24 protein-coding genes are annotated in these 22,887 nt (G+C 70.1%); 11 read left to right on the top strand and 13 right to left on the bottom strand.

Features of this window, described 5'->3' with window-relative positions; all coding sequences use genetic code 11:
- Positions 1-39: 39 nt before the first annotated feature.
- The 4 genes from ACT3T5_RS13910 to ACT3T5_RS13895 are packed head-to-tail and all read right to left on the bottom strand — an operon-like array spanning position 40 to position 4,283.
- Positions 40-1,221 (bottom strand): carbohydrate kinase family protein, encoded by a 1,182-nt coding sequence (locus ACT3T5_RS13910; RefSeq protein ID WP_444594639.1) that lies wholly within the window; start codon positions 1,219-1,221, stop codon positions 40-42.
- Positions 1,218-2,021, bottom strand: a complete 804-nt coding sequence (locus ACT3T5_RS13905; protein WP_444577430.1) for a carbohydrate ABC transporter permease — start codon at positions 2,019-2,021, stop codon at positions 1,218-1,220. Before ACT3T5_RS13905 ends, ACT3T5_RS13910 begins: the two co-directional genes overlap by 4 nt.
- The gene (locus ACT3T5_RS13900) at positions 2,018-2,905 is read right to left on the bottom strand and encodes a carbohydrate ABC transporter permease (RefSeq protein ID WP_444594638.1); all 888 of its coding nucleotides are present in this window, start codon (positions 2,903-2,905) and stop codon (positions 2,018-2,020) included. The genes ACT3T5_RS13905 and ACT3T5_RS13900 overlap by 4 nt, the downstream gene beginning before the upstream one ends.
- Positions 2,906-2,912: 7 nt before the next feature.
- Positions 2,913-4,283 (bottom strand): sugar ABC transporter substrate-binding protein, encoded by a 1,371-nt coding sequence (locus ACT3T5_RS13895; protein ID WP_444577432.1) that lies wholly within the window; start codon positions 4,281-4,283, stop codon positions 2,913-2,915.
- 137 nt (positions 4,284-4,420) lie between these two features.
- On the opposite strand from ACT3T5_RS13895, the gene ACT3T5_RS13890 reads away from it, so the two are divergent.
- From ACT3T5_RS13890 to ACT3T5_RS13860, 7 genes are all read left to right on the top strand, one after another.
- On the top strand, positions 4,421-5,185 hold the full coding sequence (locus ACT3T5_RS13890) for a DeoR/GlpR family DNA-binding transcription regulator (RefSeq protein ID WP_193119100.1): 765 nt from the start codon (positions 4,421-4,423) through the stop codon (positions 5,183-5,185).
- Positions 5,182-6,687 carry a family 4 glycosyl hydrolase gene (locus ACT3T5_RS13885; RefSeq protein WP_444594637.1) on the top strand — a complete coding sequence of 502 codons (1,506 nt, stop codon included), beginning with the start codon at positions 5,182-5,184 and terminating at the stop codon, positions 6,685-6,687. The genes ACT3T5_RS13890 and ACT3T5_RS13885 overlap by 4 nt, the downstream gene beginning before the upstream one ends.
- A 70-nt stretch (positions 6,688-6,757) precedes the next feature.
- Complete coding sequence (locus tag ACT3T5_RS13880) at positions 6,758-7,297, top strand: type IV toxin-antitoxin system AbiEi family antitoxin domain-containing protein (RefSeq protein WP_444594636.1); 540 nt, start codon at positions 6,758-6,760, stop codon at positions 7,295-7,297.
- The gene (locus ACT3T5_RS13875) at positions 7,294-8,202 is read left to right on the top strand and encodes a nucleotidyl transferase AbiEii/AbiGii toxin family protein (RefSeq protein ID WP_444594635.1); all 909 of its coding nucleotides are present in this window, start codon (positions 7,294-7,296) and stop codon (positions 8,200-8,202) included. The genes ACT3T5_RS13880 and ACT3T5_RS13875 overlap by 4 nt, the downstream gene beginning before the upstream one ends.
- Before the next feature lie 178 nt (positions 8,203-8,380).
- The gene (locus tag ACT3T5_RS13870) at positions 8,381-8,668 is read left to right on the top strand and encodes a hypothetical protein (protein ID WP_444594649.1); all 288 of its coding nucleotides are present in this window, start codon (positions 8,381-8,383) and stop codon (positions 8,666-8,668) included.
- Positions 8,669-8,773: 105 nt separating this feature from the next.
- A complete protein-coding gene (locus ACT3T5_RS13865) occupies positions 8,774-9,286 on the top strand; it encodes a GNAT family N-acetyltransferase (RefSeq protein ID WP_444594634.1) in 513 nt (170 codons plus the stop codon).
- A gap of 24 nt (positions 9,287-9,310) precedes the next feature.
- Positions 9,311-9,739, top strand: coding sequence for a nuclear transport factor 2 family protein (locus ACT3T5_RS13860; protein ID WP_444594633.1), 429 nt, complete (start codon positions 9,311-9,313; stop codon positions 9,737-9,739).
- Positions 9,740-9,769: 30 nt separating this feature from the next.
- Here the strand turns inward: ACT3T5_RS13860 and ACT3T5_RS13855 are convergent, their stop codons facing one another.
- A complete protein-coding gene (locus ACT3T5_RS13855; protein ID WP_444594632.1) occupies positions 9,770-10,375 on the bottom strand; it encodes a histidine phosphatase family protein in 606 nt (201 codons plus the stop codon).
- A gap of 175 nt (positions 10,376-10,550) precedes the next feature.
- Between ACT3T5_RS13855 and ACT3T5_RS13850 the strand changes: the two genes are divergently transcribed.
- The gene (locus ACT3T5_RS13850) at positions 10,551-10,943 is read left to right on the top strand and encodes an HIT family protein (protein WP_444594631.1); all 393 of its coding nucleotides are present in this window, start codon (positions 10,551-10,553) and stop codon (positions 10,941-10,943) included.
- A 101-nt stretch (positions 10,944-11,044) separates the two neighbouring features.
- On the opposite strand, the gene ACT3T5_RS13845 is transcribed toward ACT3T5_RS13850, so the two are convergent.
- Positions 11,045-12,388 carry an alpha-L-fucosidase gene (locus ACT3T5_RS13845; protein ID WP_444594630.1) on the bottom strand — a complete coding sequence of 448 codons (1,344 nt, stop codon included), beginning with the start codon at positions 12,386-12,388 and terminating at the stop codon, positions 11,045-11,047.
- A 105-nt stretch (positions 12,389-12,493) separates the two neighbouring features.
- Here ACT3T5_RS13845 and ACT3T5_RS13840 point away from each other — a divergent pair, with 105 nt between their 5' ends.
- A complete protein-coding gene (locus ACT3T5_RS13840; RefSeq protein WP_444594629.1) occupies positions 12,494-14,143 on the top strand; it encodes a M81 family metallopeptidase in 1,650 nt (549 codons plus the stop codon).
- A gap of 94 nt (positions 14,144-14,237) precedes the next feature.
- Here ACT3T5_RS13840 and ACT3T5_RS13835 read toward each other — a convergent pair whose 3' ends face one another.
- Positions 14,238-14,729: a VOC family protein gene (locus ACT3T5_RS13835; protein ID WP_444594628.1), complete on the bottom strand. Its 492-nt coding sequence runs from the start codon at positions 14,727-14,729 to the stop codon at positions 14,238-14,240.
- A gap of 337 nt (positions 14,730-15,066) precedes the next feature.
- Here ACT3T5_RS13835 and ACT3T5_RS13830 point away from each other — a divergent pair, with 337 nt between their 5' ends.
- A complete protein-coding gene (locus ACT3T5_RS13830) occupies positions 15,067-15,969 on the top strand; it encodes a hypothetical protein (RefSeq protein ID WP_444594627.1) in 903 nt (300 codons plus the stop codon).
- Positions 15,970-16,020: 51 nt separating this feature from the next.
- Positions 16,021-17,238, top strand: coding sequence for a toxic anion resistance protein (locus ACT3T5_RS13825; RefSeq protein ID WP_444594626.1), 1,218 nt, complete (start codon positions 16,021-16,023; stop codon positions 17,236-17,238).
- Between the two features lie 156 nt (positions 17,239-17,394).
- On the opposite strand, the gene ACT3T5_RS13820 is transcribed toward ACT3T5_RS13825, so the two are convergent.
- The 6 genes from ACT3T5_RS13820 to ACT3T5_RS13795 all read right to left on the bottom strand — a co-directional run bounded on the left by ACT3T5_RS13820 (position 17,395) and on the right by ACT3T5_RS13795 (position 22,875).
- A complete protein-coding gene (locus tag ACT3T5_RS13820) occupies positions 17,395-18,126 on the bottom strand; it encodes a GntR family transcriptional regulator (protein ID WP_444577440.1) in 732 nt (243 codons plus the stop codon).
- A gap of 153 nt (positions 18,127-18,279) precedes the next feature.
- Positions 18,280-19,353 carry a Gfo/Idh/MocA family protein gene (locus ACT3T5_RS13815; RefSeq protein WP_444594625.1) on the bottom strand — a complete coding sequence of 358 codons (1,074 nt, stop codon included), beginning with the start codon at positions 19,351-19,353 and terminating at the stop codon, positions 18,280-18,282.
- Positions 19,350-20,273, bottom strand: a complete 924-nt coding sequence (gene iolB, locus ACT3T5_RS13810) for a 5-deoxy-glucuronate isomerase (RefSeq protein WP_444594624.1) — start codon at positions 20,271-20,273, stop codon at positions 19,350-19,352. Before iolB ends, ACT3T5_RS13815 begins: the two co-directional genes overlap by 4 nt.
- 41 nt (positions 20,274-20,314) lie before the next feature.
- Positions 20,315-21,250 (bottom strand): Cgl0159 family (beta/alpha)8-fold protein, encoded by a 936-nt coding sequence (locus ACT3T5_RS13805; RefSeq protein ID WP_444594623.1) that lies wholly within the window; start codon positions 21,248-21,250, stop codon positions 20,315-20,317.
- Positions 21,247-22,299 (bottom strand): 5-dehydro-2-deoxygluconokinase, encoded by a 1,053-nt coding sequence (gene iolC, locus ACT3T5_RS13800; protein ID WP_444594622.1) that lies wholly within the window; start codon positions 22,297-22,299, stop codon positions 21,247-21,249. The genes ACT3T5_RS13805 and iolC overlap by 4 nt, the downstream gene beginning before the upstream one ends.
- A 186-nt stretch (positions 22,300-22,485) precedes the next feature.
- Positions 22,486-22,875, bottom strand: a complete 390-nt coding sequence (locus ACT3T5_RS13795; RefSeq protein WP_444594621.1) for a tautomerase family protein — start codon at positions 22,873-22,875, stop codon at positions 22,486-22,488.
- Between the last annotated feature and the right edge of the window lie 12 nt (positions 22,876-22,887).

The following is a 22,887-nucleotide window of genomic DNA, read 5'->3' as shown; positions in this document are numbered from 1 at the left end:
ACGGGCTGTGAGGCGAAGGGCGGGGAGGTGCGGGCTAGGTCAGTGCTTGCCGGCGTCGGAGCGCAGGGCGAAGGTTCCCTGGGCGCGGCGCCGGCCCTGGACCCGATGGTCCGGGACGACGTCATCGAGGAAGCAGTACCCGTCACGGGTGTAGGCGGCGCGCAGGTCGCCGCTGTCGGCCGCGTCGCTGAGGTGGCGCCACCAGTCGGTGATGTCGCCCCAGCCGGGCGCGGCGAGGGAGCCGCCGAACTGCTGGACGGCGAGCGCCGAACACAGCGACCCGAACTTGAGGCGTTCGGCCAGGGGCCAGTCCGCGAGGGTGCCCAGGACCATCGCGGCGGAGAACACGTCGCCGGCGCCGGTGGTGTCCGTCGCCGTGACGGGGACCGCCGGGCAGAAAGCCTCCTCGCCGGTGGATCCATCGATGGCGTAGGAGCCGGCGGCGCCATCCGTCACCACGGCAAGCGGCACCATCTCGGCGAGCGCCCGCACGGCGCGGTCGGGACTGTCGGTGCGGGTGTAGCTCATCGCCTCCATCGCGTTGGGGGTGAAGGCGTGGCAGTGCGCGAGCGGGGCGAGGTCGGAGAGATCCCAGCGGCCGGTCTCGTCGAAGCCGATGTCGGCGAAGATCTTCGAGCCGCGGCGGGCCAGATCCGCCCACCAGGAGGTCTCCCCTGCCAGGTCGACCACGGCCGCCCGCGCCGCGGGGGCGTCGGCGATCAGCTTCGACAGCGGCTCGGGCAGCTCGTGCCCGTGGGTCGTCATCGCCCGATCCCCCTGGGTGGCGACGGAGACCGTCAGGGAGGAGTGGAAGTCCGGGAAGCGGCGCGACGCGGTGAGGTCGATCCCCTCCTCGTGCGCCATGGTGTGCCACATCCAGTCGGCATAGGCGTCGTCCCCGAACCCGGCGACGAGGCCGGTGCGCAGGCCCAGGCGGGCGGCGGCGACCGCGAGGTTCGCAATGCCGCCGGGGCTGGAGCCCATCCCCTTGCTCCACATCTCCTCGCCGGGCTGCGGAAGCCTGTCCAGCCCCGTGAAGACGATGTCGAAGAAGACCGTGCCGGACAGCAGCACGTCCAGCGGAGGGTCCTCCGGGCTGCGCTGTGCGGCCAGGGGGTCCCAGTCGTCGGCCGCATCGAGCGCAGCGGCCGCCTCGGGGGTGAGGGGCGGGGCGTGCGGGACGTGGGCGTCCGTCGGGTCGGGGTGGTCGGGGGTCATCATTTGACGGCTCCTTCGAGCATTCCGCGGATGAAGTGGCGCTGCAGGAACAGGAACATGATCACCATCGGCAGGGCGACGATCACGGCGCCGGCCGAGAGCAGGGAGAGCTCGGCGGTGTACTGGCCCTGGAAGTTCGCCAGGCCCAGCGGGGCGGTGCGCAGCGTGCCGCCCGGCGCCATGACCAGGGCGATGAGGAACTCGTTCCAGGTCCACATGAACACGAGCACCACCAGGGTGGTCAGGGCGGGCACGGAGGCGGGGGCCACGATCCGCAGCAGGGTGCGCATCGGCCCGGCGCCGTCGATCGCGGCGGCCTCGAGCAGGCTCACCGGCATCGAGCGGAACTGGGCGCGCAGCCAGAAGGTGCCGAAGGCGACGGACTGGGCGATCTGCGGCAGGGCGATCGCGGCATAGGTGTCGGTCAGCCCCACCGTGCGCAGGTCGAAGAACAGGGGGATGACGGTCGCCTCGGTGGGGATCATGAGCCCCAGCAGGAACACGTAGAACAGGAGCGTCGAGCCCGGGAACCGCATCGTGCCGAAGGCGTAGCCCGCGAGCACGGACAGCGCGACGGCGCTGGTCACCACGATCACCGCGACGACCAGGGAGTTGCCCAGCGAGTGCCCGAAGCCTCCCACCTGCCAGGCCTCGACGAAGTTCGCCAGGTGCAGGCCCGGGGCCTGCCCGTTCTGCGGGGAGACGGCGGTGGCGAGGATGGTGAGGATCGGGATCATCGCGAACAGGGCGAAGACGCCCAGCACCACGTAGTTCATCGTCCGCTCGGCGGTGGAGATCCTCATGAGGCACGCTCCCCGATGCGGGTGACGACCACGTTGATCGCGAACACGAGCAGAGTCAGCACGATGGCGACCGCGCTCGCCGAGCCGACCTCACGCAGCTGGAACGCCCGGTAGTACACCTCGTAGCTCGGTACGGTGGTGGCGTTGCCGGGGCCGCCGGAGGTGGTCAGGTAGACCAGGTCGAAGGTCTTCAGCGCGGCGATGATCGTGAGCACGAGGGCCACCACGATCTCCCCGCGCACCGAGGGCAGGGTGATCGCGAAGAACTCCCGCACGGGGCCGGCCCCGTCGAGGCGAGCGGCCTCGAAGAGGTCGTCGGGGATCCGGCTCATGCCGGCCAGCAGGAGCAGCATCACCAGGCCCATCTCGAGCCAGGTCCCGATGAAGCCGACGGCGGGCAGCGCCGCCCCGGGGTCCCCGAGCCAGCCGCGGGCCAGCTCGTCGAGCCCCACGGCCCGCAGCGCCTGGTTCAGCGGTCCGCCCGGCGCATAGATGTTCCGCCACGCGACCGCGACGACGACCAGGGCGATCACCTGGGGCAGGAAGATCACCGAGCGGAAGAAGCCCATCCCCCGCACCTGGCCGCGCCGGAAGATCGCCGCGAGCACCAGCCCGATCACGAGCGGCAGCGCCGCGTAGAACAGGATCAGCACCAGCGCGTTCCCGATCGCCGCCCGGAAGGCCGCGTCCGAGGCGAGGTCGACGTAGTTCTGCAGCCCCACGAAGGTGGACGGACCGAAGCCGGGCCACTCGAAGAGCGAGAACTGCGCGGCCCGCACCAGCGGGTACAGCGAGAAGGCGGCGTAGACCAGGAACGCCGGGAGGATGAACAGGTACGGCGTCGCGTGGGAGCGCACGACGGCCGAGGGTCGCTGTCGAGCCATGCGCCGCTCAGGCCTTCTTGGTGAAGTCGCCGTAGTCCTTCTGCAGGGTCTCGGCGGCGGCCGCGGGCTCGGCCTGCCCCCCGATAACCTCCTGCAGCGCGGCGCCGGCGGTGTCGGCGAAGGACGGTGTCGCGTAGTCGAGGTAGGGCAGCAGCACCCCGTCGTTCGAGACCGCGTCGAAGGCTTCGTAGATGTCCTTGTTGACCCCGGACTTCGGCGCCAGCTCGGCGGTGCGCAGCACCGGCATGCCGCCGTTGTCGGCGATGAGCTCCATCGCCTTGTCGCTGGTGATGTAGTCGATGTACGCCGCGGCGGCGTCCGGGTTGGCGGCCTTGGCAGGGATCCCGAAGGGCAGCCCGGTGCCGCCGGTGGTGGCGACCTTCCCGTCGGCGCCGGCGGGCGGGGCCATGAACCGCAGATCGTCGCCCATGACGGCTTCCATGTCGGGGCCCAGCCAGGAGCCGCCGATCAGCAGCACCCCGGTGCCCTTGGTGTAGTCGGCCCAGGCGGTGTCGTAGGCGAGGCCGTTGGGCGAGTCGCCGAAGGCGCCGCTGCTGCCCCACTCCGCGAGCTGGGTGAGGGCCTGGATGTTCGGGTCATCGGTCCACTCGGCACCGGCGTTGCCCATGGCGAGCGTGGTGATCTCGTCGGTGGGCACGAAGTTCGCCTGGAGCGGGCCGAACACGTGCAGCGCGGGCCACTGCTCGAGGTTGCCGAGCACGAGGGGCTGCTCGCCCGCCTTCTGCGCCTTCTCGACCAGGGCGAACAGCTCGTCCCAGCTGGTCGGGGGCTCGGCACCGAGCTTCTCGAGCTTTGCCGCGCTGTAGTAGATGCCGCACACCTCGCCGGTCTGCGGGAGGCCCCACAGGGAGCCCTCGCCGAAGGTGACGCCGTCGGCCGAATAGCGGGCCTTGGAGAGCACGGAGTCGGAGAACCGATCCGCCCAGCCGTAGGCCTCGGCGTACCCGGAGAGGTCGGTGAGCTGGCCGGCCTTGACGAACTCGCCCATGTCGCCGCGCGCATTGTTGACCTGCAGCACGTCAGGCACGTCGTTGCCGGACAGGGCGAGGCCCGTCTGCTGCTGGAGGTCGTCGAAGGACTGCTTGACCCGCTTCACCGTGATGTTGGGGTTGTCCTTCTCGAAGGCCTTGATCAGGGCCTCGATCGCGTCGTTCTGCGCGCCGCGGACCTCCTGGTCCCAGACTTTCAGGGTGACGTCACCCATCGCCGAGGGATCCGTCTCGACATCTCCTGCGGCGGGGCCGGAACCCCCACCATCACTGCCTCCGGAGCCGGAATCGGAGCCGGGAGCGCAGGCGGCGAGGAGCCCGAGGCCTCCGGCGACGGCGGTCGAGCCGAGGAAGGTACGTCGACGCATGGGGTCCTCCTGAGGATGCGAGGCGGCAACAGCCGCGATGCTGTGGCGCAGGGCACCATGATGACACATCGTGTGCGGATGTGCAGGCTTCTGCTCGATGGTGTTCGAAGATGATCGGTCGGTGCTACGGTGTGCCCATGCTCAGCGAGGAACGCCACGAGGCCATCGCCGCCTTCGTGCGCCGTCACGGCTCGGCGACCGTCGGCACCCTGAGCTCGGACTTCGCCGTCTCCGAGGCCACGATCCGCCGCGACCTGGAGATGCTGTCCACCTCCGGCGTCGTGCGCCGGGTGCGCGGCGGGGCGTGCGACGTGCGCGGATCGGTGCGCCCCGAGGCCGACCCGCGCGCCTTCGCCGATGTCGCCACCTCCGCGTCCGCCGCCAAGCGCAGCATCGCCGAACGGGCCGTGGCCTGCATCGCCGACGGCGACGTGATCGCCCTGGACATCGGCACCACCGTCGCGGCGATGTGCCCCCTGCTCCAGAACCGGTCCCTGACCGTCGTCACCGCCTCCCTCGCCGTGGTCACCGCCCTCGCCGACGCGCCGAGCATCGACATCGTGGTGCTCGGGGGCCTGCTGCGACCCAACTACCAGTCGCTCGTGGGCACCCTCACCGAATCCGCCCTGCGCCAGGTGCGCGTCGACATCGCCTTCCTCGGCACCTCCGGGATCCGGCCCGACGGCACCGTCCTGGACTCGACCCCCAGCGAGGTGCCGATCAAACGCGGCCTGCTCGAGGTCTCGACCTCCGCCTTCCTGCTCGCCGACCACGAGAAGTTCCCCGGCTCGGGGTTCCTCGAGGTCTCCACCCTGGGGCAGTTCACCGCCCTGGTCACCGACCGCTCCCCCGACTCACTCACCCTCCCCGAGGGGGAGGACCTGGAGGTCCTGCTGCCATGAAGCTGACGATCCTGGGCGGGGGCGGCTTCCGCGTCCCCCTCGTGTACGAGGCCATGGCCACCGGCGCCACCGGACTGCAGGTCGACGAGATCGCCCTGCAGGACGTGGACGCCGCCCGGCTGCGCACGATCACCGAGGTCATCGACGGCGTGCGCGCCCAGCTCGAGGCCGACGGGCGCGCCGCGCATCCGCCGCGCGTCACCGCCACCACCGATCTGCGCGAGGCGGTCACCGGGGCGGACTTCGTGTTCAGCGCCGTGCGCGTGGGCGGCGCGGAGGCCCGCACGGTCGACGAGCGGGTAGCGCTGGGCCTGGGGCTGCTCGGCCAGGAGACCATCGGCCCCGGCGGCCTCGCCTATGCGCTGCGCACCATCCCCGTGGCCCTCGAGATCGCGCGCACCGTCGCCGAGCTCGCCCCCGCCGCCTGGGTCATCAACTTCACCAACCCCGCCGGCATCGTCACCGAGGCCATGCGCTCGCTCCTCGGGGACCGCGTGGTGGGCATCTGCGACACCCCGATCGGCCTGGTGCGCCGCGTGGGCCGCCTGCTGGATGTGGACCTGGTGGCCGGCGAGCGCGGCGCCGAGGTCGACTACGTGGGACTGAACCACCTGGGCTGGCTGCGCACTGTCACGGTCGACGGGGTGGACCGCCTGCCGGGACTGCTGGCCGACGACGACGCCCTCGAGGAGATCGAGGAGGCCCGTCTGATCGGCAAGGACTGGGTGCGGGCCGACGGGGCGCTGCCCAACGAATACCTGTACTACTACCTGCACACCGCCTCCGCGATCGAGAGGATCACGGGTTCGGCGACCACGCGTGGGGAGTTCCTCGCGAAGCAGCAGGGCGACTTCTACCTCGCCGCCGCGGACGCCACCGCGGACGTCGCCGCGGACGTCGCCACAGGCACCACCGCGCCCAGTGCGCCGACGGCCGACTCCGCCCAGCACGACGACGCCGACCCGTCGAGCGAGTCCTGCTGCTCCTCGCCGGTGGACCTCTGGCGTTCGACCCTGCACGAGCGCGAGGCCACGTACATGGCCGAGTCGCGCGATGAGGAGCGCCGCGAGGAGGACGTCGCCGGCGGCGGCTACCAGGAGGTGGCGCTGCGCCTGATGACGGCGCTGGCCACCGGTCGCCGCGAGCGGATGATCCTCGACGTGGGCAATATCAGCGCCAATAGGCAGGACGCCCCGGCCGCCGAGCGCATCGTGCCCGAGCTCCCGGCGGACGCCGTGCTCGAGGTGCTGTGCGAGGTCGACGGGAACGGGGTGCACCCGCTGCCCATCGCCCCGCTGGAGCTGGGACGGCTCGGTATGATGAGCACCCTGCGGTCGGCTGAGCGGAAGATCCTCGAGGCCGCGACGACCGGGTCCCGCGAGGCCGCCTGGCAGGGCTTCTCCACGCACCCGCTGGTCAGCTCACCGGAGCTGGGGAACAAGCTGCTCGAGGGCTACGAGGCCGGCCACCCGCAGATCGCCGCACTCTTCAGCGAAGGCTGAACGCAGTCCACCCACAGGGCATGTCAAAACCGTACCGAAACTGGTACGGTTTTGCCACGGAGGTGAGCTCATGGGATACCGAAGAGACCTGTGGGAGATCGCTGCCGCACACCACGGAGTGGTCACGGTCGCCGATGCTGACGATGCAGGAGTCCCCGCCGTGGAGGTGCGGAAGCTCGCGGCCCGCGGCGCCCTGCGTCGCTACGGGAAGGGCGTCTACGTGCACCACGACATTCCGACCGACGCGGCGACGGAGTCGGCGATCGCTGTCGCACTGGCAGGTGACGGGACGTTCCTGCACCGCGAAGCAGTGCTCGACCTGCTCGGTATCGGCCAGTTCAACCCGCATCGGATCAAAGTGGGCACCAGGCGTCGAGTGCGTCGGACGTTGCCGGAATGGATGGAGCTCGAGACCCGCTCCGACGTGCCCGACGGCGATCTGACGCTGACCGAAGGAATCCCGTCGACCACCGTGCGACGCGCACTCGACGACCTCCAGGGCCGCATGCCTCCAGAACGCTGGACGGCACTCGTCGAAGAAGCCCTCCGCCGCGATCTCATCGATGACCGGGACGTGGCTCAGACGCCCTCGACGGGAGCCCTCTCGTGAGGCCCGCACCGCCGCCTGTGAACATCTCCCAGCTCGACGCTCGCCTCCAGGACATCGCCCACGAGCTGAAGATCCCAGTCGCCCGCGCGCGACAGATGCTCTGCACCCTGATCGTCTCGCAGATGCTCCCGGAGGCTGTCGCCGTCAAGGGCGGCATGGGGGTAAAGCTGCGCATGGGAGAGAGCGGGACCCGAGCCACCGCAGATCTCGATGTCACCACCAGAGCTCGGGGGGAAGAGTTCGAACAGTCATTCACCGCAAGACTGGCCACGGGTTGGGGAACTGTGCCGGCCTCCCGCGGAGCTCTGCGCCGTGACCCGGACGCCCCGGACCGGATCGCCTTCACCGCGTCGTTGCGGCGCGGGCGGATCCACGATCCCGGACTTGCCCGTCCGCACTACGCGATACACCCCTATCGCGTCTCACTCTCCTTCCTCGGGAAGCTTTGGGGCGGGCTGGACGTCGAGGTCTCCGATCCAGAGATCGGCCCCCGCGCACATTCGCGCCGCGAGGTGGACCGCGAGCTCGTCCAGATGGGACAGGCGTTCGGCTTCGGGGAGCTGCAGCCGGTTGAGCTGATCGACCTGGAGCACCAGATCGCACAGAAGATCCACGCTGTCACCGATCCCAGCTACGTTCGGGCACACGACCTGGTGGACCTGCAGCTGCTGTGGGCCGCGAAGCCAGACCTCCCGGCATTGCATCGGTACTGCACGCAGACCTTCGAGTGGCGCCACGCCCAGAAATGGCCGCCTCTGCCCCTCCGCTCGATGGACTCCTGGACGATCGCCTACTCAGAAGCTCGACAGGAGACGGAGATCGAGGAGCAGACTCCCGTACTGCCCGACATCTCCTCCGCGCGCGGCTGGCTCGAGCAGAAGATCCAGGCCATCCACGCCAGCTAGGAAACGGGCTCATCGTGTCGGCGCTGGTAGTGACGCCACACCTCATTAGCACCGATCGGCAGGACGCCCCGTCGGGCGAGCGGATCGTCCCGAGCCCCCGCCGAGCAGCGTGCTCGAGGTGGGCCGCGAACGGGTGCACCCCCTGCCCGCCGCGCAGATCGAGCTGGGCCGGCTAGACATGATGAGCACCCTGCGAGCGGCCGAGCGGAAGATCCTCGAGGCGGCCACGACCGGGTCCCGCGAGGCCGCCTGGCAGGGCTTCTCCACGCACCCGCTGGTCCGCACACCGGAGCTGGGGGCGAAGCTGCTCGGGACTACATCGCCGGTCACCCGCAGATCGCAGAGCTGCTCGGCGAGGGGTGACGGGGCCCCGCAGCGGACTCGCGCAGGAATGGCCCATGTATCGCGAACGGTCGACCCAGCCCTCGCGTTTGTTCGACCTAACGCTCGCGAACGTTCGACCTGACCCACCAACCGCTGACATCGGTGCTGGTCAACCCGATATACCCCAACGGAACGCGAGGGTGGAAAACTGCTCGCACGATGATGCACGGGGGCGTACGGTCCCGACATGCAGATATCCATTGAGCCCCTCCGCCTCGAGGACGCCCGAGCCGTTGTCGACGCGGAAGATGAACAGACGGTGAGATGGCTCAGTGAAGAGAAGAGCACGATCGAGGGGACAACGGAGTTCATCGCCCAGCTCAGCCGTGACGCCGAGCTCGGCAAGCCCAAGCGTGTCTTCGGGATTTGGCTCGATGGCCACTGTGTCGGCACGGTGGACTTTGATCCGGATGTCACCGATGGCCTGGAGCCCGGTGATGTCAATATCGCCTACGGGGTCGCCCCGTGGGTTCGCGGGCGAGATATAGCTGCCCGTGCAGTCGAGCTGATCTGCGCGACAATCCGCGATAGAGCAGTCGGCACTCGGGCAGTGATCCGTTGCGACGCCCGAAACGCTGCCTCGTCACGTGTTGCCGAGAAGGCGAGCTTCGAGCATCTCCGCGAAGTCCAGATCGACACCGAGGCTCTGGACGACGGAAGTCCCGTCGTTATGCATGTCTACGACCGGAACCTCCTCTAGCGTCGGGTTCAGAACCGACCGTTTATGAGACACCGGGCTGCATGCTCGCGACGAGCCCTGCGACCTGGCCGATACCGTGAGGACATGACTGCACTGACGGAGTATGTGGCGGCGTGGGTCCACGGGGACCCTGAGTCCATCGCTGCACTCGTGTCAGAAGGCTGCGTGGTCACCGAGTGTTACGGGCCTGTCTATCGAGGTCGTCCCCGAGTTCGACAGTGGGCTCAGGCCTGGTTCGGCGCTGGGGGCACGGTGCACAGATGGGTCCTCATGGACCACTTCGTGAGCGGAGATCGTGAAGTAGCGCAGTGGACTTTCGAGTGCACATTTAGGGGCAGCCGCGGAACCTTCGAGGGTGCGACGATTGCCCGGGTCGCTGACGGGCTCATTACCGAGCTTCGGGAGTACGAGACGAGCGCGCCGCTCTACGACTGGGAGGGGTCTTGGCGCTGATTCGTCATCGACCGTTTATGGCACGCAACCCTAGTTCGGTGTTGAGGGATCAGTTGAAAGCTCCGAGACCTCGCCCGTTGAGCGCACGACTCGATAGACACGATGATGGGGTTGCCGACGTCCCAACGTTACGCGCGGTTCCCATCCGGCGGCCTGGCGCAGCAGCATGCGTCCGATCATTTCGTGCGAGACGATCAAAGCGCGATTGCAGCCCTCGCGCTCCACTTCCGAGATCGCGCGCGCTGCACGTTCGTCTGCGTCGGCGTAGTTCTCTCCGCCGGGGAATCGCCACTGGTACTTGTCGTGCTCGCGCGTGGCGCGGGCACCGGGGAACATGCTGTCGGCTTCCGGGGCGGTCAGCCCGGCCATCGCGCCGTGGTGCAGTTCGGCGAGTTCTGGGAGCACCTGTAGCCGCACCCCGAGGGCATTGGCCGCGATGGCCGCAGTGCTACGGGCCCGCAGCAGCGGGCTGGAGAACACCGCGTCTACGTCGCGTTCAACGGCGAACTGTGCAAGATCCGTCGCCGCCTGCCGACCCTGCCCAGTGAGAGGGGATTCGAGCTGACCTTGCCACCGCTTCTGCACGTTCCACTCGGTTTGACCGTGCCGGGCAAGGTATACGACAGCTGAATCCATCGCCTCATCTAATCAGGAAGTCGCGGCGCAACGGCGGTCCACCCCTGCGGGGATACCGAGCGGATTGCTGTAGTGGCCCTCATTCTCTGTGTCGCGCCCGACCGTTTATGGCGCGGACCTGCTCGGTCGAGCGCGCCTCCCCTGTCGAGAGCACCCGATAACGTCTGATTGGTCCATGTCGACGCGCGAGTCACCGTTCTCAGCCATCCCCACGGAACAGTGGATCACCGGGGACGCCCTCTGCTTCGCCGTGCGCGATGCCAACCCAGTATCACCGGGTCACTCCCTCGTGATTCCCGTGCGCGAGATCGCGAATTGGTTCGATGCCACGAGGGAAGAGTGGGAAGCGGCTCTGCGCATCATTGCCACGGTGAAGGATGAGCTCGACGCAGCCTTCAACCCCGACGGCTACAACGTCGGCTTCAATGCGGGCCAGGCCGCAGGCCAGACCGTTTTTCATGCACACATCCACGTGATCCCGCGGTTCGAGGGCGACGTAGATAACCCTGTTGGCGGAGTACGGCACGCGGTCGTCGGGCACGGCTATTACGACGCTGCGCGACCGTAGGATGCCCGGCCATGAAGGGGTCAGAGCGGTAGCTCTGTGACAGATCCGCGCCATCGGGTAGACCTGCCTAAGACCCGACAGCCGCGCCCCGGATCAGCTCGTCACCGGAGCGACAGGGTCACCACCGCGACGATCTGCTCGCCCGGGTCCGGAGTCAGAGTGACCGGGCCACTGTCCCCTGTCACGCGCTCGATCTCCCGGACCGCTGCGGAGACGTCCTCATCGAGGGTCACCGGCCCCGCCGCCGGGTCCAGCAGCAGCGCGTGCAGCACGGCACGCCGATCGGCGTCGACCCCGAGCGTGAAGCGCACACCCTCGGGCGGCACCCGCACCGCCTCGTGGAACCACGGCCTCGTCGCATAGATCGCCTCTCCGTGCCGGCCCAGCCACTCCCCCAGCTCCTCGAGCGCGCGGGCCTGCAGCTCCGGGATGCTGCCGTCGGCGCGGGGGCCGACGTTGATGAGCAGGTTCCCGTTCTTGGAGACCACGTCGGCCAGCAGGCGGATCAGCGCGGCCCCGTCCAGGGCGTGCTCGGCGGATTCGTCGGCGTTGTAGCCGAAGGAGAGCCCCAGGCCGCGGGTGGATTCGAAGGCCTCCTCCTGCACCTCGGCGATGTCCTGGTACTCGCGGGTGAGCACGCCGTGCACGGGCACACCCCAGCGGTCGTTGACCAGGCCGTCCGGGGTCGCGGTGAGATGGGCGCGGAACAGCTCCTGCAGGGAATCCGGCCCGTCGTCCTTGCCGGCGTCGGGCCAGTCGATGTCGTTCCACAGCAGATCCGGGGAGAAGCGCTCGATCAGCTCGCGCAGCTGGGCGGCGGCGAAGCCCGCGAACTCCGGGTCGTTGCGGCGCGAAGCGAACAGCTCGTCGTTCGAGGTCAGCGGCGGGAACTCGCTCGCATGCCAGTCGTGCGCGCCCGAGTAGTACAAGCCCAGGCGCAGCCCGGCCTCGCGCACGGAGCTCGCGAACTCGGCGATGAGGTCACGGCCCGGGCTGCGACGGGCGGCGGTGAAGGGCGTGGTCGCAGAATCCCACAGGCAGAACCCGTCGTGGTGTTTCGTCGTCGGCACCACGTACCGGGCGCCGGCGCGTCGGGCCAGGTCCACGATCCTCGGGACCGCGTCGTCGGCCGGGTGCCAGTCGTCGGCGAAGTCCTCGTAGGAGTGCCCGACGCCGTGGATCCTCTCGTGCCGCTCCCGGGTGGGGCTGCCGTCGATGCGCACGGTGTTCGCGTACCACTCGGCGTACTGGTGGCGGGCGTAGGCGTTCTGCGCGGTGACGTCGCTGCGGTCCAGGACGTCCGCCCAGGCGGGCACGGAGTACAGGCCCCAGTGCACGAACACGCCGAGCTTCGCGTCGCGGTACCAGCTCGGCACGGTGAGATCCGGGTAGGCGGTGGCCGGCGCCGCATCCGCGGGCCCATGGCGGTCATCGAAGCTGATCAACGCGCTGCTCCTTCGAGCGCCTCGGCGCGCTCATGGCGGGGTGGGCGGTCGGGGTGGAAGGATGTCCGCACCCCGTATCAACCGCTCAAGCCCCTGGAGCATCCCATGTCTGCGACGTCGCAGTCCACGCACCCCGCCGAGGCCGCCCAGCCGTCGGACGGAACCCCGCCCCGGCCCCGGATCGGGATCGCCGGGATCGCGATCGAGTCCTCCACCTTCACCCCGTACCGCTCCGGCGCCGACGACTTCGAGGTGCGCCGAGGCACCGCGGCGGTCCTGGACCGGTACCCGTTCTTCAGCGGCGCCGAGGACCGTGGCTCGTCGCCGGGCCCCGCCGCACCCAGCGGCATCGGCGGTGGCCCCTCGGCCTCCGGGCGGGCACTGCGGGAGGCCGCCGAGTACGTGGGCGTTCTGCACGCGCGCGCCCTGCCGGGCGGCCAGCTCGCCCGCGACGTGTACGAGGGCTGGAAGCAGGAGATCGCCGACGGCCTCGCCGCCGCCCACGCCGAGGCCCCGCTGGACGGCTTCTTCTTCGACATCCACGGGGCGATGAGCGTGGAGGGCCTCGAGGACGCCGAGGGCGACCTCCTCACCGCGATCCGCGGCGCGATCGGCCCGGACGTCGTGGTGGGCACCGCGATGGACCTGCACGGGAACGTCTCCCACACCCTCTTCGAGGGCTGTGACCTGCTGACCTGCTACCGCCATGCTCCTCACATCGACGCGTGGGAGACCCGCGAGCGGGGGCTGCGCGACCTCGTGGAGACCGCCGCCCGGGTACGGGACGGCGGCGCGCTCCCCCACAAGGCGCTCGTGCACGTGCCGATCCTGCTGCCCGGCGAGAAGACCTCCACGCGCATCGAACCGGCCCGGACGATCTACGGCGGCATCCCCGCGATCACCCAGCGCGAGGGCATCACCGACATCTCCTACTGGATCGGCTTCGCCTGGGCCGACCAGCCCCGCTGCCAGGCCGCGATCGTCGCCTTCGGGGACGACGAGGCCGCCGTCCGGGCAGCCGCCCTCGAGCTCGCCGGGACCGTGTGGCAGGCCCGCCACGACTTCGAGTTCGTCGCCCCCACCGGCACCTTCGAGGAGTGCCTGGACCAGGCGATCACCTCGCAGGCCCGGCCGTTCTGGATCTCCGATTCCGGCGACAACCCGGGGGCCGGCGGCGCCGACGACACCACGTACTGCCTCTCCCGGCTCGCCGCCCGCGAGGAGATCCGTTCGGGCGCGGTGAGCGCCCTGATGGTCTCCCTCGTCGACCCGGTCTCGACCGACGCCGCTTGGGAGGCGGGCGTCGGCGGACGGGTCCAGGTGCAGGTCGGTGCGCGGATCGACACCCGCGACCCGGGGCCCGTTCCCCTCACGGTCGAGGTGGCGGCGCTGGATGAGTCGGGGCCGACGGGCCGCTCCGCGGCGCTGCGGGTGCTCGACGGGGAGACTCCCACCGGCCTGACCGTCGTGGTCACCGGCCGTCGCTCACAGTGGGCGCGCCACGAGATGTTCGAGCGCCTCGGGCTGTCGATGACCGGCTTCGACGTGGTCACCGTGAAGATGGGCTACCTCGAGCCGGACCAGTACGATGCCGCCGCCGACTGGCTGCTCGCCCTCACCCCGGGCGGCGTGGACCAGGACCTGGTGCGCCTGGGCCACTCGCGCATCCAGCGGCCGATGATCCCCTTCGACGCCGAGATCCCCGCGCCGACCGCCGCCGACGTCCGGCACGGAGGCGGTACGACGCGGGAATGATCGAGCCGGCCCGACGGGTCGGCCTCGCCGCCCGTCCAGGCGTGCGATCCGGCCGGACCGTCGGCCCCGCCGGGTGACGCCCGGGCCGGGCGCCCTACTTCGCCTCGGGGTCCGGCTGGTGGATCCCGAAGACGTTGTTCTCGGTGTCGCGGAAATAGCCCTGCCAGGCCATGCCGGGCAGCGCGTACTTGGGCAGCGCCTCGGTGCCGCCGGCCTCGAGGATCCTCGTCGCCGTCGCGTCGTAGTCCGCGACGCCCATGGTGATCACGGCACCCATCACCGGGCCTCCCACCTCGGGGTTCTCCCCCGTCGGACGGCCGAGGATCGCCCCGTCGATGCCCATGACACCGGTCCCGGTGCTGAGCCCGAAGTACGGCGAGCCGGCGAAGGCGGACCAGTCCTCGCTGGTCCAGCCGAACACCTCCGCGTAGAAGGCGACGGCGCGCTGCGGGTCGGCGGCATGGATCTCGAAGTGGACGGGACGACCGGGCGTGAAGCGGGGCGCGTCCCCGTCGGCTCCCTGGGACTGCTGAGCCTGCTGTGCCGTCTCTGCGGGACCGTCGGGTGCTGCGGTGCTCTCGGACATGGCGATTCCTCTCCGGAGGGGCCCGGCCGGTGCCGGAATGGGGCCACCGTAGCCCCGCGCTCAGACACCCGGAGGCGATTCGCAGAGGCCGGTTCGCCGGGCTCGTCAGCCGGGGCGATTCGACAGGCAGGTTCGACGGGTCGGTTCGCCCGGACCGCGTCCTCGGAGCCGACGTGGAGGCCGGCCCCTGGAGCCGTCCAGGCGCCCGCGCTAGTCTTCGAGCACGCCCCGGACGAGGCGCACACGGCTTCCGGCACGGATCGACCCATGACCCGCTCCACCCGCTGCCTGCCGCATCGCACCTCGTCCCCGCAGTCGGAGGGAATCGCGGATCCGCGTGAACGACGGGAACCATCCACCGGCCCCTGAGCCGGCCACCGGGGACTCCACGTCCCCCGGCCCCGTCGCGCCCGATCGCCCGGAGAACCCCGGCGACGTGGACCTGCCGTGGAAGGCGACCGCCGAGCGCCGCAGCCTCTGGGGACCCGTCGAGAAGCCGCTCGAGGGCACCGTGCAGAGCCCGGCGTCCAGCGCCGTCGGCCGCCCCCGCTCCGGGTTCCTCCCCGTCGGGGTCCCCCTGCTCACCGGCGGTCTCGTCGCCGTCGCCTGCCTCGTGCTGGGCCTGGGCACCGCGATCGTCGGCCCGCTCGCCGCGCTCGGGATCGCTGTCGGCGCCGGGGTGATCGCGGCCGGGGGCAGCGGGGCGGCCGTCCGAGCTCTCCGCCCGCCGCAGACCCTGCAGGTCACAGCATCCTCCGGCGAATCCGAGGAGACCGTGCGGATGCTCTCCGGGATCCAGCGCAGCACCGCGGTGATGCGCTCGCGGACCACCGAGCTGCGCCGCGCCTCCTCGGATCCGCAGGTGGGGCTCGTGCTTGAGCACGTCGACGCCCTCACCCGCCGGATCGACGCCCTCGCCGCCTCAGAGACCCTCCGTGCGCAGCGGCCCTACGAGGGCGAGGTGACGCTCCTGGAGGGGATCGCGACGCGCTACATCCCCGAGCTGCTCGACACCGTCGAGGACATCACCGGGTTCCTCGCCACCTTCGCCGGCTCCGCGCGCCGCGAGGCGCTCGCGAACCTGGATGACGTCGACCAGCAGCTCACCGTGCTCTCCGAGGGCGTCGAACGGATCGAGAGCGACCTCGTCGCCGGGGTGTCCCGCTCCCTCGAGGTGCACGCCGAGTTCCTCCGCACCCGCTTCGCCGACCAGCACGTGAACCCGATCATCGACGTCTGACCAGACCCCCACCGACCACCCGACCCGCACCACCTGCCCGAGGAGGCCCCGATGGACGACAAGCTGCAACCGCCCACACCCAGCCCGGAGATCACCCCTGCCGAGCCCGTCGAGGAGCTCACCGAGGACAAGGCCGTCTCGATGCTGGCCGATCTCCCCGCCGAGCAGAAGCAGGATCTCGAGAACCGCGCCGACCAGTGGGTCGACCAGATCTCCGCGCTGAACCCCCACTCCCAGGAGTTCACCGCGCAGGTCGACGCCCTCAGTGCGGTTGCCCGGCGCACCTTCGAGCGCACCAACGGAACCTCCTCGCGGTTCATGGAGCAGTCCCTGCGCGATGCCAAGGACAGCGGCGGCTCCCAGGAGAACGTCTCGAAGTCCCTCTCCCAGCTGCGCACCACCATGGAGGACCTCGCCCCGAAGGACGAGACCTTCGCGTCGAAGGCGCTGTCGTTCCTGCCCGGCAAGAACTCCGCCAAGCGGTACTTCCGCGGCTTCGAGTCCAACCAGAAGCAGCTCGACGAGGTGCTCGCCGCCCTGAGCCGCGGGCAGGAGATGCTGCAGCGCGACAACGCCGAGCTCTCCGTGGAGCGCCGCTCCCTCTGGGAGGACCTCGAGGCCCTTCAGAAGGCGTCGACCCTGCTGAGCCTGCTCGATGACCGCACCGTGCGCCGCGCCGCACAGATCCGCGCCGAGGGGAAGACCGCGGAGGCCGACGCCCTCGAGCGCGACGTGCTGTTCGCCGTGCGCCAGCGCCGCCAGGACATGGCCACCCAGATCGCGGTCACCGTGCAGGCCTACCTCGCGATGGGCCTCATCGAGGACAACAACACCCAGCTCTCCCAGGGCGTCGAGCGCGCTCGCACCACCACCGTCACGGCCCTGCGCACCGCGGTGATCACCGCCCAGGCGCTCGAGAACCAGAAGCTGGTGCTCGACCAGATCGACGCGGTCAACCGCACCACCGACTCGCTCATCGACCGCACCTCGCAGATGCTCGCGGACAACTCCCAGAAGATCCAGGAGCAGGCCGCGACCTCGGGCGTCTCCCCCGAGACCCTGAAGAAGGCGTTCGACAACCTGTTCACCACGATGGACGGGATCGACGCCTTCCGCACCCAGGCCAACCAGAACTTCCTGACCACGGTGAACGCTCTCGAGCAGCAGGTGGGCCGGGCCCAGCCCTACCTCGAGCGCATGAACCAGGACCCCGCCGAGCACACCGACCTCGAGAGCGCCGCCGACCTCCTGGAGATCGAGGACCGCTGACCCCGCGCGCCTACCAGGCAGTTATGTGCGGCTGGCTTCCATTAGCGGAAGCCAGCCGCACATAACTCCGTAGTAGCCACTCTGCGGTGGACCCGTGACGCGTGGAACGGCAGCGGATCCGGGGTGCGGAGCCCGGGTGCCGGGAGGGGGCGAGGGTCAGGAGTCGACGAGGGTGACCTCGAAGGAGTACCTCGAGGCGCGGTACACGTGGTACCCGAACTCGACGACGCGGCCGTCGTTCGCGAAGGACTTGCGCTCCATGGTGAGCAGGGCCGCGCCGACCTCCTCGTCGAGCAGCTCAGCGTGCTCCTCGTCCGCCACGGTGGCGCCGATGCGCTCGTGGGCGAGCACGGAGACCACGCCCTCCTCGCGCAGGGACGCGTACAGGCCGTTGCTCGCGAGGCTCTCGCGGCTGGGGGCGATGCGCTCGGGCAGGGTGTTGCGCATGACGGCGAGCGGCTCGTCGTCGGCGTAGCGCACGCGCAGCAGCTCGAGCACCTGCTCGCCGGCGCGCAGCTGCAAGCGGTCCACGGCCTCCGGGGACGGCCGACCGATGCGGTACTCGACGACCTCGGTGCGCGGGGCCTTCCCGGCGCTGCGGAGGTCGTCGTACAGCGAGGTCAGCGCGACCTGCCGGTTCACGGGCGCCTGCACCACCTGGGTGCCCACCCCGCGCTTGCGCACCAGCATGCCCTTGTCCACGAGCTCCTGGATGCCCTGGCGCACCGTCGGCCGCGACAGTCCGAGGCGGCTGGCGAGATCGAGCTCGTTCTCCAGGCGGCTGCCCGGAGGGAGCTCGCCGGCCTGGATGGCCTTCTCGATCTGGGTGGCGAGCTGCAGGTACAGCGGCATCGAGAGCTCGCGGTCCACGACCAGATCGACCGTCATAGCCCGGTTCGGCTCGGATCCTTCCACTGCACTCTCCTCGATTGACGCCTGCGTCCGCGCCAGGATACGGCGCGGACAGCGGTTGCTCGGCCAGTCACGGCCAGTCAAGGCCAGTCACAGCCCGGACGGTCAGCTCAGCTGCCGCCCCGGCAGTCAGCTCGGGCGTGCCTCGAGGCTGACCTCGACCTCTCCGTCGGCCGTGAGCGAGCGCTCGGTGGCCTCGCAGATCGCGGCGCCCACGTACCCGTCCCAGGCGGTCGCGGAGCGCGGGGCGACGTTGCTGCCGTCGGCCACGGCGTTGATCCAGGCCTGGACCTCGGCGTCGTAGGCGGCGATGAAGCGCGGACGGAAGTCCAGCGGGACCTCGCCGCCCCAGCGCCCGCCCTCGAGCTGGGTGGTGACGCGACCGCTGGCCTGGCCGATCGTCGAGGCGCCCTTGGAGCCGACGAGCTCGGTGCGCACCTCGTAGCCGGCGTTGGTGCTGACCCACAGCTCGTCGGTGACGACCACGCCGGATTCGGTGCGGAACAGGAACAGCAGCGGATCGTGCAGGCCCTCGGGGGCGAGCTCGGTGGTGCGAGGCACGACGGCCTGCACCGAGACCACGGGCTCCTCGAGGAAGTAGGAGATCGCGTCGATCTCGTGGACGGCCGAGTCGTAGACCATCATCGTGTCGTTGAAGCCGGGCAGCACGGTCGCGTTGCGGTGCTTGCAGTTCAGCAGTAGGGGCGTGCCCAGCTCACCGGCGTCCAGGGCGTCCTTGAGCTCGGCGTACTCGGCATCGAAGCGGCGCATGAAGCCCAGCGAGACGTACGTCCCGCCCGACTCGGCCTCGGCGCGCACCACGTCGTAGGCGTCCTGCGGGTTCATGGCCAGCGGCTTCTCGCACAGCACGGGCTTGCCGGCGGCGATCGCGGCGAGGGTCTGGTCGCGGTGGAAGGCGCCGGGGCTCGCGATGAGGATCGCGTCGACGTCGTCCGCGGCGATGACCTCCTCGGGGGTGTCGACCACGCGGGATCCGGGGGTCTCCGCGGCGACCTTCTCGGCGGTCTCGCGCACGTAGTCGCTGATCACGCTCACGCGGGCGCCCTTGATGCGGCCGCGGATGCGCTCGACGTGGTCGGCGCCCATGCGGCCCACGCCGATGATGCCGACGCGCACGTCCTGCGGAAGGCTGGTCTGCGCTGTTGCAGCACGCGAGGCTGCAGTCGTCGGGGTGTCGCTCATCGGGTCTCTCCTTCGAGTCGGGGGTCGATACCGGCGTCGGCCCAGGTGCCGCGCACCCAGGTCTGCTCGGGGTGATCGGTGATGTTCCAGGCGCGCACCGGGTCCGGTCCGGCCATGACGTTGAGGTAGTACATGTCGTGCCCGGGGGCCGCGGCACAGGGGCCGTGCCAGCCATGGGGCACCAGCACGGTGTCGCCGCTGCGCACCTCGGACAGCACGTCGATCGGCGTCGACTCGCCGCTCGAGGTGGTCTGGTGGAAGCCGAAGCCGGGGCCGCCGTCGGGCGAGTCCTGGATCTCGTAGTAGTAGATCTCCTCGAGCTCGGACTCCACGTGCTCGCCGTCGTCCACCGTCTCGTCGTGCTTGTGCGCGGGGTAGCTGGACCAGTTCCCACCGGGGGTGATGACCTCGCAGGCGATGAGGCTGTCCATCGCGTCGAAGGCGCCGACGGTGCCGAAGTTGCGCACCTTGCGGGTCATGTTCCCGCCGCCGCGGATCTCCACGGAGACGTCCTCGGCGCGGATCAGCGCGACGGGGTGGACGCCGGTCGCGACCGCGGTGGCCACCGCGAAGCGGCCCCCGTCGGCCGAGGAGATCGTGGGCTGGGAGCCGACGGGCACGTAGAGCACGTCGGTCGCGGAGGCGAAGACGTCGGTGCGGCCGCGCAGCGTGTACTGCTCGCCGCCGACGGAGACCTCGCACCCTCCGTTGAGCGGCACGATCATCGCCTCGACGCTGTTCGCGGTGAAGATCTCGCTCTCCCCCGGGCCGAGCGCGAGCACGCGCAGCCCGGTGTGGACCCAGCCGTCGCGGGCGCCGGGGTCGATGATCGTCTCGTAGTTGCCGCGGCCGGTGGAGCCTGCGGGCAGGTGCATATCGGAGGTGCCGGGTGCACCGGGGGTACTGGTGGTCGAGGACATCGGTGGTCTCCCTTCGAAGGGGCCAGTCAGCGGAGAATGTCTCAGCGGAGCATGTCGACGGAGGCGGTCACCGCGGCGGTGACGTCGTCGTCGGCAGGGTAGAGCAGGGTGCGACCCACCACGAGGCCGCGCACGTTGGGGCGGTCCAGCGCCCGCTTCCACGTGGCGCGCAGCGTGTCCGGGTCGTCGTTCGCGGGATCGCCGCCGAGGATCAGGGTGGGCAGCGTGGTCGCGTCCATGACCCGCTCCATATCGTCCACCGCGGGCAGCTTCAGCCAGGTGTAGGCGCTGGTGGCGCCGAGCCCCTGGGCGATGTGGATGGACTGGATGACGCCCTCGGGGGTGAGGTCGTTGACGATCTTCCCGCCGCCGGGGCGGCTGGACATGAACGGCTCGACCATGGCGATCAGCTCGTGCCGGGCGAGATCGGTGACGGCGTTCGCGCTGGCCTCGAGGATGAACGAGGTGCGGTCGTCGTCCAAGTCGATGCGGGTGAGCATCTTGCCGCCGTCGAAGCCGGACTGCTTGATGGACGCGGCGTCGTAGGCGGTGAAGCGGTCCTCGATCTCCCACGAGCTGCCCTGCAGGCCGCCGCGGTTCATCGAGGCGAAGACGATCTTGTCCTCGAGCGCGCCGAGCAGCAGCAGGTCCTCGAGGATGTCGGCCGTGCCGAGCACGCCGTCCACGCCGGGCACGGCGAGCGCCTCGCGCATGCGATCCAGCAGCTCACGCCGGCTGGCCATCGCCTGCGGGCGGCTGCCTACGCCGAGGGCGCCTCGGGCGGGATGGTCCGCGGCGATCACCATCATGGTGCCGTCGGTGTCCGCGACGGTGCGCCGACGACGGGTGGCCGCGAGCCGCGCGATGCGGGACGGATCCTCCAGGCGAACTCGCGTGACCTCGTCGTAGGTGCTCACGAACTGGGTGCCGGCCGGCGTGCTGGCCGGGGTGGATGTCTGGGTGGCGGCGCTGCTCATGCGGTCGCCTCCGTGCCAGTGGTCTTCCCCGTGGCCGGGGTGTCGACGCCGCGGTTGCGCAGCGCGCCGAGCATCTGCTCGACCGTCTGCCCGTGGTTCGGGTCGCCGCCGGCGATCAGCAGGTCGATCTCCTCACCGGTGGGCATCGCGGTGGAGCACTCCAGGCGGCTCGTGACGATCGCGCCGGCCGCATTGCAGCGGGTCAGGATCGTCTCGAGATCCTGACCGGCCAGCAGGCCGTGGGCCAGGGAGCCGCCGAAGCTGTCCCCGGCGCCGAGGCCGTTGATGACCTCGATGAGGTTCGGGGCGACCTCCACGCGGTTGTCGCGGGTCTTGCCGAGCACGCCCTTGGGGCCCTGCTTGACGATCGCGATCTCCACCCCCAGCTCGAGCAGGGCGTCGGCCGCACGCTCGGGCTCGGTCTCGCCGACGGCGACCTCGCACTCCTCCTTGTTGCCGACGGCGACCGTGGTGTGCTTCAGCGCCTCGAGGTACAGCTCGCGGGCCTCCTCCGGGGAGGACCAGAACATCGGGCGGTAGTCGAGGTCGAAGACGGTGTGCGCGGTGCGGCCGCGGGCCTCGAGGGCCGCGAAGTGGGCCGAGCGGCTGGGCTCTTCCGACAGCCCGGTGCCGGAGAACCAGAACAGCGGGACCTCGCGGATGGCGTCGAGGTCGAGGTGCTCGGGCGCGACCTGCAGGTCCGGGGCGCTGGGCTGGCGGTAGAAGTGCAGCGGGAAGTCATCCGGCGGGAAGATCTCGCACAGCGTGATCGGAGTGTTCAGCTCGTCGTTGCGCACGACGAACTGGCCGGAGACGCCCAGGCGCTCCATCTCCTTGACCACGTAGCGGCCGAAGGGATCGTTGCCCACGCCGGTGATCACGGCCGGGGTGTGCCCGAGCCGCGCCGCCGCGACGGCGACGTTCGTGGGGCTGCCGCCGAGGAACTTGCCGAAGCTGTTGATGTCCTCGAGCCCCTTGGCGATCTCCAGGGGGTAGATGTCGACACCGCTGCGACCAAAGGTGATGATGTCAAGGTCGGGTGCTGCCATGATCTCAGAGCCTCTCTGCGTTGAAATCTGGGCGGTGACCAGGGGCTATCTGCCAGGTCGTACCGCTCGATGGATATATCGTGCCATGCCTGCAGGCTCATGTCCAGACAAATGGGTGAACATGTTCGGCCAGCCTGTCGGCTCGCCCGTCGGCCCGCCTGTCGGCTCGCCCGTCGGCCCGTGCCCTCAGAGCTCCCCGGTGAGGAACTGCGCCCTTCCGTGCCCGAAGGACCAGTCCTCGCGGTCGTTGTGCACCACCGAGACGATGAGATCCTCCGGTCGCACGAGCTCCGCGGCGGCGAGCCGTTCGGAGAGCGCGGCGTAGACCGCCTGCTTCTGCTCGGTGCTGCGTCCCTGCTGGGTGACATGGATGATGACCACCCCGTCGCTGCGCTCGATGCCCAGGCCCGTGTCCTCGGCGATGATCGAGCCGACGGGCAGGGTCTCCACGATCTGGTAGCGGTCCCGGGACGGCGCGGCGAACAGCTCGAGCATGACGTCCTGGATGATGTCCGCCATCCGGCGCGACTGCTCAGGAGTGCGGACGTCCTGCTGGGTGATGCGTACGAGAGGCATGATCTGTTCCTT

This window comes from Brachybacterium sp. AOP3-A1-3 (assembly GCF_052378285.1).
Classification (GTDB): domain Bacteria; phylum Actinomycetota; class Actinomycetes; order Actinomycetales; family Dermabacteraceae; genus Brachybacterium.
This window is presented reverse-complemented; position numbering and strand designations above follow the sequence as displayed.

What these genes read in the sequence shown, in the direction of transcription:
- ACT3T5_RS13910 (WP_444594639.1), bottom strand. Translation starts at nt 1,221, where the DNA reads ATGATGACCCCCGACCACCCCGACCCGACGGACGCCCACGTCCCGCAC.
- ACT3T5_RS13905 (WP_444577430.1), bottom strand. Translation starts at nt 2,021, where the DNA reads ATGAGGATCTCCACCGCCGAGCGGACGATGAACTACGTGGTGCTGGGC.
- ACT3T5_RS13900 (WP_444594638.1), bottom strand. Translation starts at nt 2,905, where the DNA reads ATGGCTCGACAGCGACCCTCGGCCGTCGTGCGCTCCCACGCGACGCCG.
- ACT3T5_RS13895 (WP_444577432.1), bottom strand. Translation starts at nt 4,283, where the DNA reads ATGCGTCGACGTACCTTCCTCGGCTCGACCGCCGTCGCCGGAGGCCTC.
- ACT3T5_RS13890 (WP_193119100.1), top strand. Translation starts at nt 4,421, where the DNA reads ATGCTCAGCGAGGAACGCCACGAGGCCATCGCCGCCTTCGTGCGCCGT.
- ACT3T5_RS13885 (WP_444594637.1), top strand. Translation starts at nt 5,182, where the DNA reads ATGAAGCTGACGATCCTGGGCGGGGGCGGCTTCCGCGTCCCCCTCGTG.
- ACT3T5_RS13880 (WP_444594636.1), top strand. Translation starts at nt 6,758, where the DNA reads ATGGGATACCGAAGAGACCTGTGGGAGATCGCTGCCGCACACCACGGA.
- ACT3T5_RS13870 (WP_444594649.1), top strand. Translation starts at nt 8,381, where the DNA reads ATGATGAGCACCCTGCGAGCGGCCGAGCGGAAGATCCTCGAGGCGGCC.
- ACT3T5_RS13865 (WP_444594634.1), top strand. Translation starts at nt 8,774, where the DNA reads ATGCAGATATCCATTGAGCCCCTCCGCCTCGAGGACGCCCGAGCCGTT.
- ACT3T5_RS13860 (WP_444594633.1), top strand. Translation starts at nt 9,311, where the DNA reads ATGAGACACCGGGCTGCATGCTCGCGACGAGCCCTGCGACCTGGCCGA.
- ACT3T5_RS13855 (WP_444594632.1), bottom strand. Translation starts at nt 10,375, where the DNA reads ATGGATTCAGCTGTCGTATACCTTGCCCGGCACGGTCAAACCGAGTGG.
- ACT3T5_RS13850 (WP_444594631.1), top strand. Translation starts at nt 10,551, where the DNA reads ATGTCGACGCGCGAGTCACCGTTCTCAGCCATCCCCACGGAACAGTGG.
- ACT3T5_RS13840 (WP_444594629.1), top strand. Translation starts at nt 12,494, where the DNA reads ATGTCTGCGACGTCGCAGTCCACGCACCCCGCCGAGGCCGCCCAGCCG.
- ACT3T5_RS13835 (WP_444594628.1), bottom strand. Translation starts at nt 14,729, where the DNA reads ATGTCCGAGAGCACCGCAGCACCCGACGGTCCCGCAGAGACGGCACAG.
- ACT3T5_RS13825 (WP_444594626.1), top strand. Translation starts at nt 16,021, where the DNA reads ATGGACGACAAGCTGCAACCGCCCACACCCAGCCCGGAGATCACCCCT.
- ACT3T5_RS13820 (WP_444577440.1), bottom strand. Translation starts at nt 18,126, where the DNA reads ATGACGGTCGATCTGGTCGTGGACCGCGAGCTCTCGATGCCGCTGTAC.
- ACT3T5_RS13815 (WP_444594625.1), bottom strand. Translation starts at nt 19,353, where the DNA reads ATGAGCGACACCCCGACGACTGCAGCCTCGCGTGCTGCAACAGCGCAG.
- iolB (WP_444594624.1), bottom strand. Translation starts at nt 20,273, where the DNA reads ATGTCCTCGACCACCAGTACCCCCGGTGCACCCGGCACCTCCGATATG.
- ACT3T5_RS13805 (WP_444594623.1), bottom strand. Translation starts at nt 21,250, where the DNA reads ATGAGCAGCGCCGCCACCCAGACATCCACCCCGGCCAGCACGCCGGCC.
- iolC (WP_444594622.1), bottom strand. Translation starts at nt 22,299, where the DNA reads ATGGCAGCACCCGACCTTGACATCATCACCTTTGGTCGCAGCGGTGTC.
- ACT3T5_RS13795 (WP_444594621.1), bottom strand. Translation starts at nt 22,875, where the DNA reads ATGCCTCTCGTACGCATCACCCAGCAGGACGTCCGCACTCCTGAGCAG.